Raw genomic sequence first — 18024 nt, forward strand, 5'->3', positions numbered from 1 at the left:
AAACGCTGCTGACCGGGTCACCTGTCGCAATCCTTACATACAGCTGTCCTTTATCAAAAATAATATTCCCGGCAGCCCTGTTTCCCTCAGAGTCGTTAAAATAAAATCTTGCTGCATTTCCGGCTACTTCTGCCGTAACATCTGCCGTAACAGACTGGCTCTGATTGCGGTCGGTCTGATAAAAACTGAACGAAATCTTATCCAGACTGATGTCGTAGACATTGATCGTTGCAGTTCCATCCGTACTGTACCAGTAATCCCAGAAATCATTCGGGTCAAAAGCCGCCACGACCGTCGGAACCGGGGTCGGTGTTGCTGTCGGACTCGGAGTCGGACTCGGAGAAGGTGTCACAGAAGCAGTCGGAGCTGCCGTCGGTACATTCTTAAGTGCCTCCATCGCCTCCTGCTTTTGTCTTGCCTCGATCCTGGTCTTTCTGATTCCTGCCAGCAGAATTGCAGCTGCACCAAATATAATAAAAAGTGAGATCAGGATCTTCAGCAGTATCTTAAGTCTTTGTTTTTTTCTCATCTGTGTCACCTCGATTTTCCGACAGTTCCTTACCAGAAGCCTCTGTCTTTGTTACTCTTTTCCGCTCCAGCAGTATGTGCAGAGCTTACATGGTTCAATATCTATGGATGCAGTCAGATCGTCCAGACGATGATATTTCAGGGTGGTAAAATTAAGTTCCTTACGGATCTCCTCCAGCATCTCCTTGTAGTTCGTGGAATCCGGATCTGCATAGTCCGCAAGGATCTTGTCATCTACATTCTCTCCCTCTCTCTTCGCGATCACTCTCCTGGTGATCAGATCCATCTCGGATTTGGAACGGGAGAAATTCAGATATTTACATCCATAAAGCAGCGGCGGGCAGGCAGGACGGATATGTACTTCCTTCGCACCGTTGCGGTAAAGAAATTCTGTTGTCTCGCGAAGCTGTGTACCGCGGACAATAGAATCGTCAATCATCAAAAGGCTCTTGTCCTTAATCAGTTTGTGCACCGGGATCAGTTTCATTCTGGCGATCAGGTTTCTCTGGCTCTGCTGTGTCGGCATGAAAGAACGCGGCCAGGTCGGTGTATATTTGATAAACGGACGGGCAAAAGGTACACCGGAACGGTTCGCATAACCGATCGCATGGGCGATTCCGGAATCCGGGACACCGGCTACAATGTCAGGATGCACCTGTCCTGCATCTCTCTCGGCGAGCATATCACCACATTTATAACGCATTTCCTCTACATTGACACCTTCGTAGGTCGAAGTCGGATATCCATAGTATACCCAGAGGAAGGAACAGATACGCATCTTTTCTCCTGGTTTCTGAAGCGTTTCGATTCCTTCCGAAGTCACAAAAACGATCTCGCCAGGTCCCAGAGATTTCTCATCTTCGTATCCAAGATTAATGTATGCATGGCTCTCAAAAGAAACACAGCGTGCATCCTCCTTGCGTCCGATGATCAGCGGTGTACGTCCCAGGCGGTCTCTGGCTGCGATCAGTCCTTTCGGAGTCAGAAGCAGCATCGTCATCGAACCGTCGATCACTTCCTGTGCGTAACGGATCCCCTCTGCAATAGAATCCTTGGTGTTGATAAGAGATGCGACCATTTCTGTAGGATTTACGTTTCCCCCGCTCATTTCAAGGAAATGTGTACATCCGTCTTTGAAGCATTTCTCGATCAGTTCTTCCATATTGTTGATCTTGCCGACTGTTGTGATCGCAAAATTCCCAAGATGAGAACGGACCAGGAGCGGCTGTGGTTCATTATCTGAGATACAGCCGATTCCAAAATTCCCCTGCAGTTCAGAAACATCTTTGTCAAATTTGGTACGGAACGGTGAGTTTTCGATATTATGTATCGCACGGTCAAAACCTTTCTCCGGATCATACACTGCCATTCCGCCTCTTCTGGTTCCCAGATGAGAATGATAATCAATTCCAAAAAACAAATCCAGCACGCAGCTGGTTTTTGAAGCTACTCCAAAAATTCCACCCATGTCGTTTTTCTCCTTATTTTTTCTCTTTGATGATTCCTCGCCGGTATGCGTCCAGAAGCTGCATCAGCTCGCCAATCTTTTCCTTGAGAGCAATTCCGGTATCTGTATCTCCTACCAGTCTTCTCTTTGTTGTATAATGAACCGCTACCCGGTTGGAAACAATATCACTTTCTTTTGAAACCGCATCTTCCGCAGAAGTAAATGACTCATGTGCACAGAGGATCAGTCCGTAGGAATTGTATACCAGTGTGTATCCTGCAATTCCGGTAACCTTGTGGTATGCTTTGCAAAAACCACCGTCGATGACAATAACTTTGCCGCCGCATTTGACCGGGCTCTCGCCTTCTCCCTGATGTACCGGCACATGTCCGTTGATGATGTGCCCCTTCGCAGGATCCAGTCCAAACTCTCTGAGAAGACTGTCTATCACTTCTTCGTTTTCCAGAAGACGATAATATGCACCTTTCACTTCTTTGTGCGTTGCCTTGTCTGCAATAAAATATCTTTCAAATGTTGTCATCTTGTCTTTGCCGAACAACGGGGAGTTCGGGCTCGCCCAGATAAACCAGAGGATATCCCTGCCCTTACGCTGCTCTTCGTTGTCCACAGCAAAAAACGCTCTCCTTACATAAGCCTCCAGTACATCATAGAGTTCTTTGCCCTTGTAAGTCTTGCCATAGATCTGGACTTCCTTGAGACTTCCATCCTCATTCAAAGGAATACATCCGTGGAACAGAAGATTTCCGTTGAAAGTCTTGTAGAGACCGCCTTTGTCAAGCAGAAGGCTCATATGTTTCTGCAACTTCTCACAGTTACGGAATGCAGATTCCAGACGTTCCATCACGTCCTTCTCACCTGCGCTCAGCTCATATGGCTTCTTCCAGTCGATCGTCGGGAAATTTGTATCCAGCAGTGGATATTCCTTACCGTCAGGAAGTGTGATCGTGCATTTTTCCGGATCGATCCGATGGAGCAGACAGCGGTTTTCCATGTGGAATTCCTTATGACGGCGGATGAGCTGGCCTTCCAGTTTGAACTGGATGATAGCGATCGCCTTGTGCATCTTCTGTCCAAGGTCTTTCTCGGCTGCATTATAATTAGAAGTTCCCTTCATCTCAAACACACTGCACGGATCATCCTTGTATACTTCCATCGCAAACGTTGCAAGCGGCAGAAGGTTGATCCCATATCCATCCTCCAGGATATCCTGATTTCCATAGCGGAGACTGTTTCTGAGGACTGTTGCGATGCAGGACTGCTGTCCAACAGCTGCTCCCATCCAGACTGCATCATGATTTCCCCACTGAATGTCCAGAGAATGGTACTCCATCAGACGGTCCATAATGAAATGAGGTCCCGGTCCACGGTCAAAAATATCTCCCAGAATATGAAGGTGATCGACAACAAGACGCTGGATCAGCTCTGCCAGGGCTATGATGAAATTCTCCGCACGGCCGATCTCAATGATCGTATTTACGATAGAATCATAATAAGCTTCTTTGTCCAGGACTTCTGCCTTCTCCGTGATCAGTTCCTCGATCACATAAGCATAATCTGCCGGCAGTGCCTTGCGGACTTTGGATCGGGTATATTTGGATGCAGTGGTCTTGCAGACTTCGATCAGACGGTACAACGTGATCTTGTACCAATTTTCCATATCTTCTTCTATCTTTTTGACCAGACGCATCTTTTCTTTCGGATAGTAGATAAGCGTAGCCAGCGCACGCTTGTCACTGTTGCTTAAGGTATGTCCGAATACATCGTCGATCTTCTTGCGGACTGCACCCGAACCGTTGCGGAGCACATGGGCAAATGCCTCATATTCTCCATGGATATCTGACATAAAGTGTTCTGTTCCTTTTGGAAGGTTCAGAATAGACTGCAGATTAATGATCTCTGTCGATGCCTTTCCGATCGTCGGATACAGTTCTGCCAGTCTCTGTAAATACCTTAATTCCTCTTTTTTCATCTTCTTCTCCTTTAACTATGGTAGCATATCCGGTCCCCATACCGGTAATCCCAAATTTCAGACAAGCACATTGTCAAATAATGAAAACTGATTGGACTGCGGGATATCCCCAAAAATTCCCAGGTCGTCCATCAGGTCAATGACTGTCTTGCTGACCTTTGTCCTGTCGCGGAAGTCATCTTTTGACAGGAATTTGCCCTGCTTTGCAGCATCTACAACTGCTTCTGCCGCCTTGTCACCCATTCCGTCGATACAGTTCAGTGCCGGCATCAGCTTGCCGTCAATGATCTGGAATCTGTTTGCTTTTGCCTTGTACAGATCGATCGGAAGGAATTCGATCCCTCTCGCGTACATTTCCTGTACGATCCTCATGTCACGGATCGAATCCTGTTCTTTCTTGGAAGCCTCGTCGCCTTTTTTGCGGATCTCTGCAAGATAATAGTCCAGACGTTCCCTTCCCATACACATGGTCTCATAGGAAAAAGCCGTCGCACGGATACTGAAAAATGCCGCATAATATGCCAGCGGCTTGAACACCTTGAACCACGCGATCCTCCACGCCATCATAACGTAAGCCGCCGCATGCGCTTTCGGGAACATGTACTTGATCTTTTTGCAGGACCAGATGTACCATTCCGGAACCTTATGTTCTCTCATGGTAGTTTCCCACTCATCACGAAGTCCCTTACCCTTACGGACACTCTCCATGATGGTAAACGCAAGACTGCTCTCTACGCCCATGCTGATAAGGTAGATCATGATATCATCTCGCGTACAGATCGCAGTGGAAATCGTCGCCTTGCCCTCCTCAATCAGAGTCTGCGCATTTCCAAGCCATACGTCCGTACCATGAGACAGACCCGCGATACGAACAAGATCAGAAAAATATTTCGGCTTCGTGTCGATCAACATCTGCATCGCGAAATCTGTACCAAACTCCGGGATTCCAAGGCATCCCAGTTTACAGCCGCCGATATCCTCCGGTTTGATTCCCAATGCATCCGTACTTGCAAAAAGCGACATGACTTCTTTGCTGTCCAGAGGTACATCACGGGCACTTAAGCCTGTAAGGTCCTCGAGCATACGGATCATTGTCGGATCATCGTGTCCTAGAATATCAAGTTTCAGAAGGTTTCCGTCAATGGAATGATAGTCGAAATGTGTCGTGATGATATCACTGTTTTCGTCGTTTGCCGGATGCTGTACCGGTGTGAATTTCTCGATCTCTACACCTACCGGAAGAACGATGATTCCACCCGGATGCTGGCCTGTCGTTCTTCGGATTCCCGTACAGCCCTTGACGATCCGGTTGATCTCGCAGTAACGCTTGTGCTGGCCACGCTCTTCGTAATAATTCTTGACATAACCGAATGCCGTTTTCTCTGCCAGGGTACCAATCGTACCAGCCTTGAATGTCTGACCTTTTCCGAAGATAACCTCTGTATATCTGTGCGCATTCGCCTGATATTCTCCGGAGAAGTTCAGGTCGATATCCGGCTCCTTGTCACCCTTGAAACCAAGGAATGTCTCGAACGGGATATCAAATCCTTCTTTGTTCAGCTTCGTGCCGCATTTCGGGCAGATCTTATCCGGCATATCGCAACCTGCCATACCGCCGAATTTCTTTACCTCCGGCGAATCAAAATCATGATATTTGCAGTTCGGGCACAGATAATGTGGCGGAAGCGGATTAACCTCCGTGATACCGGACATCGTCGCCGCGAGCGAAGATCCTACTGATCCTCGCGAGCCTACCAGATAACCATCCTCATTGGACTTCCATACCAGTTTCTGTGCGATGATATACATAACGGCATATCCATTGGAAATGATAGAGTTCAGTTCTCGGTTCAGTCGTTCCTCCACGATCTCCGGAAGGTTTTCTCCGTACATCTCATGCGCTTTATTGAAGCAGATATCCTTGAGATCCTGGTCGGAATTCTCGATGACCGGAGGGAACTTGTCCGGATGAATCGGGGAGATCTTCTCGATCATATCCGCGATCTTATTTGTGTTCGTGATAACGACTTCTTCCGCCTTCTCACTTCCCAGATAGGAAAATTCCTCCAGCATCTCCTCTGTAGTGCGGAGATAAAGCGGGGCCTGATTATCTGCATCCGAGAAACCGTTTCCTGCCATGATGATCCGTCGGTAGATCTCATCCTCCGGATCCATAAAGTGTACGTCACAGGTCGCAACGACCGGTTTCTTGAACTGGTCTCCCAGTTTGACGATCTTCTTGTTGATCTCGATCAGGTCCTCATTGGAATTCACGCGGTCATTTTTTTCATCTGCGATCATAAACGCATTGTTTCCAAGCGGCTGGATCTCCAGATAATCATAAAAATTGACAAGTCTCGCGATCTCCGGTTCCGGTGCATTTCGAAGCAGTGCCTGATACAGTTCGCCCGCTTCGCAGGCACTTCCGATCAGAAGTCCCTCTCTGAGTTCAAGGAAAAGGCTCTTCGGCACACGAGGCCGCCTTCTGTAATATTTCAGATGAGACTGGCTTACCAGTTTGTACAGGTTCACGCGTCCTGTCTCATTTCTGGCAAGGATGATTGCATGATAAGTCGGGAGTTTCTTGATCGTGTTGACAGAGACATTTCCCTGCTCATTCAGCGTATCTACATCAAAAATATCCCTCTCCCGAAGCATCTCCACAAACCGCACAAAGATCTCGGCCGTACATGCCGCATCATCTACTGCCCTGTGGTGATGGTCCAGAGAAACACCGACTGCTTTGGCAACCGTATCCAGCTTGAATCGGTTCAGTGCCGGCAGAAGGAATCGTGCCATTCCAACGGTGTCCACATACGTATATTCCTGTGGAAGTCCCTGACGCTTGCAGTTCTCAATGATAAAACTCATATCAAAGTCTGCATTGTGCGCAACCATGACCGCGCCCTCACAAAATTCCAGAAACTTCGGAAGGATTGTCTGGATATCCGGTGCATCCATGACCATAGAATCATTGATGCTGGTCAACTGCTCGATCCTGTACGGGATCGGAACCTTCGGATTGACAAAAGTGGAAAAACGGTCTGTGATCACGCCCTTTTCGACACGTACCGCACCGATCTCAATGATCTCGCAGGTCAGCGGGGAAAATCCTGTCGTCTCGATATCAAATACGACAAATTTGCCGTCCATCGACTGTCCCTCGCTGTTGGTAACGATCCCCTTGAGGTCATCTACGAGATACGCTTCCATACCGTAGAGTACCTTGAAATCAGAGTCCTTCGGCACACAGCCGCCCCATGCATCAAAGCAGTGGTTTGCCTCCGGGAATGCCTGTACAACGCCATGGTCCGTGATCGCGATCGCCTTGTGTCCCCATTCATACGCACGCTTGACGAGATCCTTCGCTGTGGTAACACCATCCATATCGCTCATCTTGGTATGGCAGTGAAGCTCGACTCGCTTCTGCGGACTGGTGTCCATCCTCATGCTCCTGAAATCTGCGATCTTCTTGATCCCGGAGATCGAACCGATCGTCAGCTCACTGTCAAAACGATCGATCGTGGTGACACCCTTGAATTTCAGGAACGCACCTTTCCTGACATGTTCGGTCACTTCCGGAACCTGTTCATTTCGAAGGAACATCTTGATCACAATGGAATCCGTAAAATCTGTGACAGTAAGGATCAGGATCGTCTTCTCGTTTCGGATCTCTCTTGCCTCTACTTCTTCTACCTGACAGCGGATCATGACCTCGCCCATCTCACCGGTGATTGACTCCAGCGGGATCGTATCTCCTTCAAAATCCCTTCCATATACAACGTCCGGATTGCTGTCCTTACGGAAGCCTCCACGATAATCGTTCTGCTGTCCTTTTTTCTTGTCAAAAAACTTCGATTTCTGTTCCTGTCCGGATTTTTTGGTGTCCTTTGTTTTGGAACTGTCGGATTTTTCCTTTGTCGCTTCTTCTGCTGTGTTTTCCTGTGCTTCGGCAGTCTCCGGAGTCAGTTTTGCATGTTTCAAGACATTGGCAACTTCCTGCCGGATCTGAAGTGCAGCATTTCTGCGGTACTTGCTCTCCTGTACTTCCTGGAAATCAAGGTTGATCTTAAGATTCATTCCACAGCGCTCGCAAAAAACCTTATGCAGATATTCCACAAGGATCTCGCTTTTTTCCCTTGAAATCACAGAATCCGGAAGGACCAGATCCATCTCCTCATCTGATGGGAAAGTAATCTGCGCCCGCTTGAACAGATTATATTCCAGCATATTGTAATTTTTCAGTTCCAGTTCCATGCTGGCACGGTAGATCTCGAGGAAATTCGACGGAGAATACTGCTTCGACAGATGAAATCTCTCGATCACAGTCACGCACATCTCCATTCCCGGGAAACACTGCCGTTCGATCTGATCTTCCAGTGCAAAAATAAACTTCTTGTGGATCCAGCGTTCACTGTGGATGTAGACCCAGAGCCTTGTTTTTGCAGGATTGCAGGTCACCCTGGAAACTGTGACCATTTCCAGCCATTCTTTTAGCTGATCTTTCAACTTCAGGCTTGGAAATACGTCAAAAAATTCTTTTTCCATGTCTGATGCCTCTTTCTTACGCTTCCCAGTGGAGCAGTTCGTCTCTTAACGTATCCAGAAGTTCTTCCTCCGGTACTTTCTTTACGATTTCTCCTTTTTTGATCAGAAGTCCTACACCGACTCCACCGGCGATTCCGATATCCGCTTCCTTCGCTTCTCCCGGTCCATTGACTACGCAGCCCATGACCGCTACTTTGATATCCAGCGGAATGTCCTGAACCATCGCCTCTACCTTGTTTGCAAGGCCGATCAGGTCGATACGGGTACGGCCGCAGGTTGGACAGGACACAACTTCAATGCCTCCTTTGCGAAGCCCCAGTGTCTTGAGGATTCGTTTGGCTGATTTGATCTCTTCAAGCGGAGCTCCTGTCAGGGAAACGCGGATCGTGTCACCGATTCCCTGATACAGAATGATCCCGAGTCCGACTGCTGATTTGATATTTCCGGAATACAAAGTTCCTGCCTCTGTGATCCCTACGTGAAGCGGGTGGTCGGTCTTCTGGGCGATCAGTTCATGCGCCCTGGCACACATCATGACATCAGAGGATTTGATGCTGATGACCAGATTGTCATAGCCCATTTCTTCTATGATATGGACTTTGTCCAGTGCACTCTCTACCAGTCCCTCGGCAGTAACTCCATGGTATTTCTCCACCAGTTCTTTCTCAAGAGAACCGCTGTTGACGCCGACACGGATCGGAATATTTCTCTCCTTTGCAACATCTACGACTGCCTGGATCCTGTCTCTGCTTCCGATGTTGCCCGGATTGATACGGATCTTGTCTGCGCCGTTCTCCATTGCTGCGATCGCAAGGCGATAATCAAAATGGATATCTGCCACAAGCGGAATGTGGATCTGTTTCTTGATCTCACGGAGTGCCTCGGCAGCTTCCATTGTCGGAACTGCACAGCGGATGATCTCACATCCTGCCGCCTCCAGTTCAAGGATCTGACGGACAGTTGCCTCCACATCTTCTGTCTTGGTATTTGTCATAGACTGGATAAGGACAGGGTTTCCTCCTCCGATCTTTCTGTTTCCTATCTGTACTACCTTTGTATGGTCGCGATACATAAGTTTCCCTCCATTTTATCGTATTTCACATACACCTGATTTTCTGAAAAAAACGGAGCCGCCTTCAGAGAGACTGCCCCTTCTCTGCTTCATATTATAACGAACTGGGGTATAAAATACAAGTTTTCATTGAAGTCACCACAATAAAGTGCTAAAATAAAAACAAAAGTTACTGCAAACAGAATGAACAGTAACAATGACAGCCATACGGAATGGAGGAATATATATTATGGAAAAAAAGAACATTGACTGGGGCAGCATAGGATTCGGCTATATCCCGACAGATTATCGTTATGTTGCCAACTTCAAGGACGGCAAATGGGATGAAGGAGAACTGACCACAGACCCGAATGTAGTACTGAATGAATGTGCCTGTGTTTTCCAGTATGCACAGACTGTATTCGAAGGCATGAAAGCCTATACAACAGAAGACGGACATATCGTTACTTTCCGTCCTGACCTCAACGCAGAGCGTCTTGCAAACTCCGCAAGGAGACTGGAAATGCCAGTATTCCCGGAGGATCGTTTTGTAGATGCTGTTGTCAAGACCATCAAAGCAAACGAAGCTTACGTACCGCCATACGGCTCAGGTGCAACCCTGTATGTACGTCCGTACATGTTCGGAAGCAACCCGGTTATCGGTGTTAAACCGGCTGATGAATATCAGTTCCGTATCCTGACCACACCAGTAGGACCATACTTCAAGGGTGGCGCAAAGCCGATCACGATCCGTGTCACAGACTTTGACCGTGCTGCACCGCATGGAACAGGACACATCAAAGCTGGTCTTAACTACGCAATGAGCCTTCATGCGATCATGGATGCACATCGTCAGGGATACGATGAGAACATGTACCTTGACTCCGCAACAAGAACCAAAGTTGAGGAGACAGGTGGAGCAAACTTCATCTTCGTAACCAAAGACGGCACTGTTGTAACACCGAAGTCCAACAGCATCCTTCCATCCATCACACGTCGTTCCCTGATCTATGTTGCTGAACATTATCTCGGACTCAAAGTTGAGGAACGTGAAGTATATCTGGATGAAGTCAAAGACTTCGCAGAATGCGGACTTTGCGGAACTGCTGCAGTTATCTCTCCAGTTGGCAAGATCGTTGACCACGACAAAGAAATCTATTTCCCAAGTGGAATGGAAGAAATGGGACCGACAACCAAGAAACTGTACGAGACACTGACAGGTATCCAGATGGGACGCATCGAAGCTCCAGAAGGATGGATCAAAGTTATCGAATAATTTACCCGTTAGATCAGACAAGGTGTGGAGAATTTTCCACACCTTGTTTTTTGCTCTGTTATGAAATTTACTGTCCTATTTTACTCTCTCATATTTCACGAATGTATATTCCAGGTCAAAATATGTCTGCTCATCGCTTTCTGCAGTCACTTTCCACTCCGGCATCTCGTCAAGATTCGGGAAGTAGCTGTCTGCTTCGTATGCAAAATCGATCTTGGTCACATGTGCAGTGTCACAGTATGGAAGGAGCTGTTTGTACACACTGTCTCCACCGATGCAGTATACCTGATCGGACGGATATTTCTTAATTTCCTCCAGAAGTTCCTCGATCGTATGAACGATAATAGCATCTTTTACCTTGTAATCTTTATTTCCGGTAAGAACAATATTGGTTCTGTTCTTGAGCGGAAGTCCGTTTGGAAAGCTTTCCAGTGTCTTGCGCCCCATGACAACGACTTTGCCTGTTGTCTCCTGGCGGAACATCTTCATGTCTGCCGGGATGCTTACAAGAAGTTTGTTATCTTTGCCGATGGCCCAGTTTTTGTCTGCTGCTACGATAATATTCATGTTAAAATCCCCTTCTGTTTTTATTGGTTTCTTCTGACGATCAGATCGCGATTGGAATGTTTTTGATCTGCGGCCAGGTCTGATAGTTTTCTACGATTAGGTCATCCGTTGTAAACTCATAGAAATCTTTGATCTCCGGATTCAGTTTCACAGTCGGTGCCGGATATGGTGTACGGCTGATCAGTTCCTTGATGACCGGTACATGACGGTCATAAATATGACAGTCTGCAATCACATGGACCAGTTCTCCCGCTTCCATATCGCAAACCTGCGCGATCATCATCAGAAGGATAGAATACTGGCATACATTCCAGTTATTTGCCGCCAGGATATCCTGGGAACGCTGGTTCAGTACCGCATTTAATGTAAGCTTATCCTTGCCTGGTTCCTTGGTCACATTGAATGTCATGGAATATGCACACGGATAAAGGTTCATCTCATGAAGGTCCTGATGCACGTAGATATTTGTCATGATGCGGCGGCTGTACGGATTGTTCTTAAGGTCATATAACACACGGTCTACCTGATCCATCATACCTTCTTTGTACTGGTGCTTGACTCCAAGCTGATAACCATATGCCTTGCCGATGGAGCCGTCTTCATCTGCCCAGCTGTCCCAGATATGGCTGTGAAGGTCATGGATATTGTTGGATTTCTTCTGCCAGATCCATAAGATCTCGTCCATCGCACTCTTGAGTGCTGTCTTACGGAGTGTCAGTGCCGGAAATTCCTTACGGAGATCATAGCGGTTGACAACACCGAATCTCTTGATCGTATACGCGGAAGTTCCATCCTCCCAGACCGGGCGGACTTTCTCTCCTTCTGTACTGGTTCCGTTTTCTATTACATCTTTGCACATATTGATAAAAGTAACATCTGCTAAACTCATTTACACTTCTCCTTTCATACTGCCGCACAAAAGCTCCCTGTCAGCAGTATTTTTATTCGTCATTCTGCTACTCAGTATAGCATATCCCCCTGTCTCTTACCAGCGTTTTGTTCGTGATAAAACTGCCTGTAACATCTCCCCGGGCTTTACATTTCGAACCTTCCATGCTATTATTAGTGCCATGAAAATACTGATTACATTACTGAAGCCTTTATCTTTTCTGCCTGCGCTTCTTATGATGTACCTGATCTTTTCATTTTCAGCCCAGACCGGGGAGGTGTCCGGGGAATTAAGTTACAAGATCAGTTACAAGATCGTCGAGGTCAAAAATGAGGTTTTGCACCAGGAAAAAAGTTACGATGAATTAAGTTATGAAGCTGACCAGATCCACTTCTATGTACGAAAAGCAGCTCATATGACAGAATATTTCCTTCTGGCTGTTGCCATTTCTTTCCCGCTCTACGTTTACCGCGTGAGAGGTTTCTGGCTGTTTCTTCTCGCCGGGATCTTCTGTGTGGGATTTGCAGGACTGGATGAATACCACCAGTCTTTTGTCGGAGGACGTACCCCTGCTGTCCGCGATGTCTGCATTGACAGCTGTGGAGCTTTTATTGGGATCATCCTCGTCCAGCTTTTCTGCTGGTCAACCTTACATAACCCGGATGCTCCGAAAAAAGTTGTAAAAAAGCGTAAAAAACGCCGCAGATCCTGAAGTCTGCGGCATTTTTGATCCTTATGTGATTTTACAGGATTTATTCAGATTTTTCATCCTCTGGTTTCTTTTCCAGGGAGACACTGCTTTCCTGTGCATTTGTGTCATCTCCGTTTTCATTGTCAAGTCCATCTGCCAGATGTGCTCTCTGTGCGATGCTCATAGATTTCTTCTCTTCTGCAGGTTCCGGCTGTTTCTGGATCTGCTCCTGTGCTGCAGCTTCTGCTGCACGCTTCGCCTTGTCCTTCTTCATCAGGTCTCTGCCGCCAACCACCAGCATAACAACTCCAACGATCAGAAATCCGACTCCCGCTGCAAAAAATCCCCAGCTGCTGCCATTCACACCATCCAGTACATCCTTACAGAGCTTATATCCTGTATACAAAAGATACACACCTGCAAGAAGCATGATAATGGAACTTCTTGTCGGTGTCCCCTGCTCCTTTGGTTCTGCTCCGGAAGTTTCCTGTTCAGACTGCTTGTTCTGTTCCTCCATCTGCTTCTCCTCTCACTTGCAAAAAATAAATTATTTTTTTATCTTATCATCTTTTACAGAATTGTTCAATTCTTCTTTTTCGTCAGCCTCGGTCTCTTCTTCCGTTTCAACAACCGGCTCTCTGTAAAGACGGCCATAGATTCTTGTAACCTCTCTCATATGATACAGAATCATATCAGAAATCTGTCCTTTGGTCAGTCTCCATTTCCAGTTGTCGCCCAAAGTTGCCGGTACATTCATACGTGCTTCGTTTCCAAGGCAGAGGTAATCCTGGATCGGAATGATCGCCAGGTCAGCCACACTTGCAAGAGCTGTACGGATCAGTGCCCATACACAGTCATTTACCGGTGCTTCATAGCAGTTGATGTATTCTCTTACAAAGTCTCTGTCATGACCCTGAAGGTTTTCCAGCCATCCTTTGGTCGTCTCGTTGTCATGGGTTCCTGTATAGACAACGCAGTTATGTTCATATTTATATGGAAGATAAGAGCTGTTCTCACTTCCGTCAAAAGCAAACTGCAGGACTTTCATTCCCGAATAGCCGCTTTCTTTGAGCATTTCCAGAACGCTCTTTGTCAGGAATCCAAGATCCTCTGCGATCACGCGAAGGTTCTCGATCTTTTTGTTCAGGGTATTGAAAAGATCCATTCCAGGTCCTTTTTCCCATTTGCCCTTCTGTGCGGTCGTCTCTCCGTATGGGATCGCATAATATTCATCAAAGCCACGGAAATGGTCGATCCTCACTACATCGTATAATTCAAGACAGTGCTGCATTCTCTGCACCCACCAGTCATATCCTGTCGCTTTTAATTTCTTCCAGTCGTAAAGAGGATTTCCCCAGAGCTGTCCTGTTGCAGAAAATGCATCTGGCGGGCATCCTGCTACGGATTTCGGGTTGTGATCCTTGTCAAACTGCAGCATTTCCGGATTTGCCCATGCGTCAGAGCTGTCCAGTGCCACATAGATCGGTACATCGCCGATGATGCTGATACCTTTCTCATTTGCGTATGCTTTCAGCTTTCTCCACTGTGTGGTAAAGCAGTACTGCTGGAAACGATAGAAATCGATCTCCTCTTCAAGCTCTTTCTCTGCTTCTCTGACTGCTTTGGAATGACGGTCCTTGAGTTCTTCCGGCCAGTCGATCCAGCAGATACCCTTCTGGTCATTCTTGATCGCCATAAACAGACAGTAATCTGTCAGCCAGTTCTGCTCTTCTTTCAGAAAATCTGCATAATCCTCATCCTTGGAAAGATCTGCTCTCTCATATGCTTTGCGAAGAAGTTTATATCTGGACATGTACATCTTTTCATAATCTACATAAGACTCGCTTCCACCCCAGTCACAGGACTCACATTCCCCTCTGGTCAGAAGTCCCTTCTCGATCAGATCCTCCAAATTGATAAAATACGGATTTCCTGCAAAAGTAGAAACGGACTGATAAGGAGAATCTCCATATCCAGTAGGTCCTAACGGAAGAATCTGCCAGTACTGCTGTCCTGCCTGCTCCAGTTGATCAACAAATTCATAGGCTTCCTTTGAAAAACATCCCATTCCGTATTTTGACGGTATACTGGATATACCCATTAAAATGCCGCTTGCTCTCATTTTATCTCCTCCAAATCTGGTAAATATTCACAAAACACATTATACCAATACCATACCCATTTAGTCAAGATAAATAAAAAAGAGAGCACACGCCCTCTTCACTTACCTGTCTTACAAACAGTTCCTCTTCTTGTCTTTGTTTCTCACCGTGGCACCCTGCTAAAGTCAGGAAAACTGCCAGCAAAAGCATCATAAAAATCTGTTTTTTCCTCACATCCACATCTCCGTTTTTGTTTTTAGGATTTCGAAAAAAACAGATTTTTATTCACCGGATATCAGAATCCTTTCTTCTTCATATAGATCACAACATCTCTCCAGACTCTTTCTTTGCCCTTTTCATTCAGGATCTCGTGGCGCATTCCCGGATAAAGCTTGCCTTTTACATCCAGATATCCCGCACGTCTCATCGCATGGACTGCCCCGGAAAACTTACGGACATTCCCAAGGCACGGATCCTCGGCTCCGCTGATAAAAAGCACCGGCATTCTTGGATTTTTGCAGCTCCATTTATGGATGTCATAGGCTTTTTTCATAAGGTCAAAAAGTGCTATGTACGCATCGTCTGTAAAGGTAAATCCGCACAATTCGGAATCTGTGTACGCCTGATAGACTGCCGGATCTGAACAGGTCCAGGCATTTTTGTTGCCTTCCTTTCGGAATTTCCATACATAGGAACCGAAAGAAAGTGACTCCAGCACATGGCTCTTGTGACAATATCCCAGAACTTTGCCCTCTGCCGTTGCGATCGCTTTGCCAAGAATCCTTGCCTTGTTTTCGCTCGGTGAACCGCATACAATCAGCATATCCAGACAGTCATCATGTTCACTTGCAAAAGCCCTCACTGCCAGCGAGCCCATACTGTGTCCCATCAGGATCAGCGGAAGATCCGGGAAATATTTGCGGATGTCATGATTTACTTTCGCAATGTCCTTAAGCATTCCCTCTGCTCCGCTACCGTACATATATCCGAGATCATCTTTGGAACGGACACTCCTTCCATGTCCTCTGTGGTCATGGATCACGGTCACAAATCCCTGTTCTGCAAGATATTCCATAAATGGTATGTAACGTTCCTTATGTTCACACATCCCGTGAACAAGCTGAACGATCGCCCGATACGGCTTCTCCTCCGGGCAGATACACAAGACTGAGATCTCCAGCCCGTCCGCTTCCGACCGAAAAAAATCTTCGTATTTTTTTGCCATAAGCACTTCCTCCTCTTTGTAAAAAAGAAATCCCCTCATTTTCTTTCTGTTGTTAAGGTTAATTTTAGAGCCTGCAATTGTCCTTGTCAAGTAAGGCTCTCCTCTGCTATAATAGAAAAAAAGGAGGCAATAATGCGAAAAAATAAAAATAAACCGGAAACTGTTGATACTGCATCTGTTACCGAAACAGAAGAGATCAAAGTTCCCAAAAAGAAAAAAAAGAAAACCGGACTGATCGTCTTTCTGATCATTCTCATCCTCGCAGTCGCCGGAGCGGCAGCATACTATTTCATGGAACGTCAGAAACCGATCTCCACAACCAAGAACTATCTCGAAAATGTTCAGGCAATGAACTTTGATGGTATGAAGGAACTTCTGCAGAGCAATGACATGTCTGCACTGGATAACGCGGATATCACAAGCACTGCTTACACCAACTTCTTCAAGACCATCAACCAGAAGATGAGTTTCGAGATCAAGAAGACCAGGTTCAACATCCAGAACGGAACAGCAACTGTCACTGCACATATCAAATACATTGACGGTTCTGATATCTACAAAGAAACCATCACAGAATTCCTCAAGCAGATCGTTTCCACTGCATTTGCAGGAGAGACAATAACAGAGGAAGAAACTCAGCAGAAACTTGCTTCTCTTCTCGAGGAGAAATCCGGTTCTGTCGAGGACAAGTATACAGAAGTTGATATTGACTACCCTCTGATTGAGGCGAACGGCAAATGGAAAGTTGTTTCCCTCGATGCAGAAACTGTCAAAGTAATGTCTGCAAACTTCACCAACGTACAGGATGAGATCCACCAGTCTCTCTCTGAGATTGAAAATTCTGATTCTGGAAACCTTGATGCACAGCCAACTTCTGACAGCACTATTGATATGAGCAATGATAAATTCACTATCCATTACACCAAATGTCGTGTTACCAAGGACTATGCCGGAAATTCCTGCATCCTTGTCTACTATGATTACACCAACAACGGAAGTTCACCTTCCAGCGCCATGGTAGATGTCAATCTTCAGGCAACACAGAATGGACAAGCTCTGGAAGCTGCGATTCTCGCAGAAAATGATACTGCTGTAGACCAGTTCATGGCAGAGGTTAATCCAGGACAGACTGTAAATGTCTGCCAGGCATTTACACTCAAGGATCAGTCCGACGTAACGATCCAGGCAGGCGAAGCTTTCACGATTGGCGGTGGAACAGTTACATCTCAGATTCTCAAAGTTCAGTAAATTAATTTTTAAAAAATATTCGCAGTACATTTTTGCTGCGAATATTTTTTTTGCTTTCTGGGATACTAAAGATTACAACAACAAGGAAAGGATGAGCATCTATGGGAAATAAATTTCTGAATTGTTTTGCACTGACGATTTCTATTATCGGAGCTCTGAACTGGGGGCTGATCGGATTTTTTAATCTGAACCTCGTTGCCCTTCTGTTCGGAAGTATGAGCTGGCTTTCCAGAATCATCTATGCTCTGGTTGGTCTCTGTGGTCTCTATCTTTTTTCTTTCTATGGAATGACGACTGCAGGCGAAGAAAAAGTCAGCTGAAGATCTATGCTGACAGCCCTCAGATGTACAGAACAAAAAGAAAAGGACTCTGAATTCTCAGAGTCCTTAAGAGCGATAGACGGGGCTCGAACCCGCGGTCTCGACCTTGGCAAGGTCGCGCGTTACCAACTACGCCACTATC

Annotated in this window: 14 protein-coding genes, 1 tRNA gene and 1 pseudogene; 4 read left to right on the forward strand and 12 right to left on the reverse strand. The window is 46.4% G+C overall.

The window, feature by feature from the left end:
* The 5 genes and pseudogenes from WMO75_RS15170 to ispG form a co-directional block, all read right to left on the reverse strand.
* A pseudogene (locus tag WMO75_RS15170) lies at positions 1–529 on the reverse strand (YARHG domain-containing protein); the annotation flags it as partial.
* A gap of 51 nt (positions 530–580) precedes the next feature.
* Positions 581–1996 (reverse strand): amidophosphoribosyltransferase, encoded by a 1416-nt coding sequence (locus WMO75_RS15175; RefSeq protein WP_118698733.1) that lies wholly within the window; start codon positions 1994–1996, stop codon positions 581–583.
* Between the two features lie 13 nt (positions 1997–2009).
* A complete protein-coding gene (locus tag WMO75_RS15180) occupies positions 2010–3965 on the reverse strand; it encodes a fructose-1,6-bisphosphatase (protein WP_118698734.1) in 1956 nt (651 codons plus the stop codon).
* A 57-nt stretch (positions 3966–4022) separates the two neighbouring features.
* On the reverse strand, positions 4023–8513 hold the full coding sequence (locus tag WMO75_RS15185) for a PolC-type DNA polymerase III (protein WP_349078393.1): 4491 nt from the start codon (positions 8511–8513) through the stop codon (positions 4023–4025).
* A gap of 16 nt (positions 8514–8529) precedes the next feature.
* Complete coding sequence (gene ispG / locus WMO75_RS15190) at positions 8530–9585, reverse strand: flavodoxin-dependent (E)-4-hydroxy-3-methylbut-2-enyl-diphosphate synthase (RefSeq protein WP_022214399.1); 1056 nt, start codon at positions 9583–9585, stop codon at positions 8530–8532.
* Positions 9586–9814: 229 nt separating this feature from the next.
* Here ispG and WMO75_RS15195 point away from each other — a divergent pair, with 229 nt between their 5' ends.
* Positions 9815–10840: a branched-chain amino acid aminotransferase gene (locus WMO75_RS15195; RefSeq protein WP_022214398.1), complete on the forward strand. Its 1026-nt coding sequence runs from the start codon at positions 9815–9817 to the stop codon at positions 10838–10840.
* Positions 10841–10915: 75 nt separating this feature from the next.
* Here the strand turns inward: WMO75_RS15195 and WMO75_RS15200 are convergent, their stop codons facing one another.
* Positions 10916–11407: a dihydrofolate reductase gene (locus WMO75_RS15200; protein ID WP_118252888.1), complete on the reverse strand. Its 492-nt coding sequence runs from the start codon at positions 11405–11407 to the stop codon at positions 10916–10918.
* Positions 11408–11447: 40 nt separating this feature from the next.
* On the reverse strand, positions 11448–12296 hold the full coding sequence (gene thyA / locus WMO75_RS15205; RefSeq protein WP_118698736.1) for a thymidylate synthase: 849 nt from the start codon (positions 12294–12296) through the stop codon (positions 11448–11450).
* Positions 12297–12477: 181 nt separating this feature from the next.
* Between thyA and WMO75_RS15210 the strand changes: the two genes are divergently transcribed.
* On the forward strand, positions 12478–13008 hold the full coding sequence (locus WMO75_RS15210) for a VanZ family protein (RefSeq protein ID WP_118698737.1): 531 nt from the start codon (positions 12478–12480) through the stop codon (positions 13006–13008).
* 40 nt (positions 13009–13048) lie between these two features.
* Here the strand turns inward: WMO75_RS15210 and WMO75_RS15215 are convergent, their stop codons facing one another.
* From WMO75_RS15215 to WMO75_RS15230, 4 genes are all read right to left on the reverse strand, one after another.
* Positions 13049–13504, reverse strand: coding sequence for a hypothetical protein (locus WMO75_RS15215; RefSeq protein ID WP_118698738.1), 456 nt, complete (start codon positions 13502–13504; stop codon positions 13049–13051).
* 30 nt (positions 13505–13534) lie between these two features.
* Positions 13535–15109 (reverse strand): 4-alpha-glucanotransferase, encoded by a 1575-nt coding sequence (gene malQ, locus WMO75_RS15220; protein ID WP_227222254.1) that lies wholly within the window; start codon positions 15107–15109, stop codon positions 13535–13537.
* Positions 15110–15173: 64 nt separating this feature from the next.
* Positions 15174–15323: a hypothetical protein gene (locus WMO75_RS15225; protein ID WP_227222255.1), complete on the reverse strand. Its 150-nt coding sequence runs from the start codon at positions 15321–15323 to the stop codon at positions 15174–15176.
* Between the two features lie 61 nt (positions 15324–15384).
* On the reverse strand, positions 15385–16314 hold the full coding sequence (locus tag WMO75_RS15230) for an alpha/beta fold hydrolase (RefSeq protein WP_349078398.1): 930 nt from the start codon (positions 16312–16314) through the stop codon (positions 15385–15387).
* Between the two features lie 132 nt (positions 16315–16446).
* Between WMO75_RS15230 and WMO75_RS15235 the strand changes: the two genes are divergently transcribed.
* Entirely contained in the window at positions 16447–17562 is a 1116-nt protein-coding gene (locus WMO75_RS15235; protein ID WP_118698741.1) for a DUF5067 domain-containing protein, read from the forward strand.
* A gap of 101 nt (positions 17563–17663) precedes the next feature.
* Positions 17664–17882, forward strand: a complete 219-nt coding sequence (locus tag WMO75_RS15240; protein ID WP_022214390.1) for a DUF378 domain-containing protein — start codon at positions 17664–17666, stop codon at positions 17880–17882.
* Positions 17883–17953: 71 nt separating this feature from the next.
* On the opposite strand, the gene WMO75_RS15245 is transcribed toward WMO75_RS15240, so the two are convergent.
* A tRNA-Gly gene (locus WMO75_RS15245) sits at positions 17954–18024 on the reverse strand.

Origin of the sequence: Blautia intestinihominis, assembly GCF_040096655.1 — a bacterium.
Taxonomy (GTDB): Bacteria; Bacillota; Clostridia; order Lachnospirales; family Lachnospiraceae; genus Blautia_A; species Blautia_A intestinihominis.

Excerpts from the sequence above, each read along its gene's own strand:
- WMO75_RS15175 (WP_118698733.1), bottom strand. The coding sequence starts at position 1,996 with ATGGGTGGAATTTTTGGAGTAGCTTCAAAAACCAGCTGCGTGCTGGAT.
- WMO75_RS15180 (WP_118698734.1), bottom strand. The coding sequence starts at position 3,965 with ATGAAAAAAGAGGAATTAAGGTATTTACAGAGACTGGCAGAACTGTAT.
- WMO75_RS15185 (WP_349078393.1), bottom strand. The coding sequence starts at position 8,513 with ATGGAAAAAGAATTTTTTGACGTATTTCCAAGCCTGAAGTTGAAAGAT.
- ispG (WP_022214399.1), bottom strand. The coding sequence starts at position 9,585 with ATGTATCGCGACCATACAAAGGTAGTACAGATAGGAAACAGAAAGATC.
- WMO75_RS15195 (WP_022214398.1), top strand. The coding sequence starts at position 9,815 with ATGGAAAAAAAGAACATTGACTGGGGCAGCATAGGATTCGGCTATATC.
- WMO75_RS15200 (WP_118252888.1), bottom strand. The coding sequence starts at position 11,407 with ATGAATATTATCGTAGCAGCAGACAAAAACTGGGCCATCGGCAAAGAT.
- thyA (WP_118698736.1), bottom strand. The coding sequence starts at position 12,296 with ATGAGTTTAGCAGATGTTACTTTTATCAATATGTGCAAAGATGTAATA.
- WMO75_RS15210 (WP_118698737.1), top strand. The coding sequence starts at position 12,478 with ATGAAAATACTGATTACATTACTGAAGCCTTTATCTTTTCTGCCTGCG.
- WMO75_RS15215 (WP_118698738.1), bottom strand. The coding sequence starts at position 13,504 with ATGGAGGAACAGAACAAGCAGTCTGAACAGGAAACTTCCGGAGCAGAA.
- malQ (WP_227222254.1), bottom strand. The coding sequence starts at position 15,109 with ATGAGAGCAAGCGGCATTTTAATGGGTATATCCAGTATACCGTCAAAA.
- WMO75_RS15230 (WP_349078398.1), bottom strand. The coding sequence starts at position 16,314 with ATGGCAAAAAAATACGAAGATTTTTTTCGGTCGGAAGCGGACGGGCTG.
- WMO75_RS15235 (WP_118698741.1), top strand. The coding sequence starts at position 16,447 with ATGCGAAAAAATAAAAATAAACCGGAAACTGTTGATACTGCATCTGTT.
- WMO75_RS15240 (WP_022214390.1), top strand. The coding sequence starts at position 17,664 with ATGGGAAATAAATTTCTGAATTGTTTTGCACTGACGATTTCTATTATC.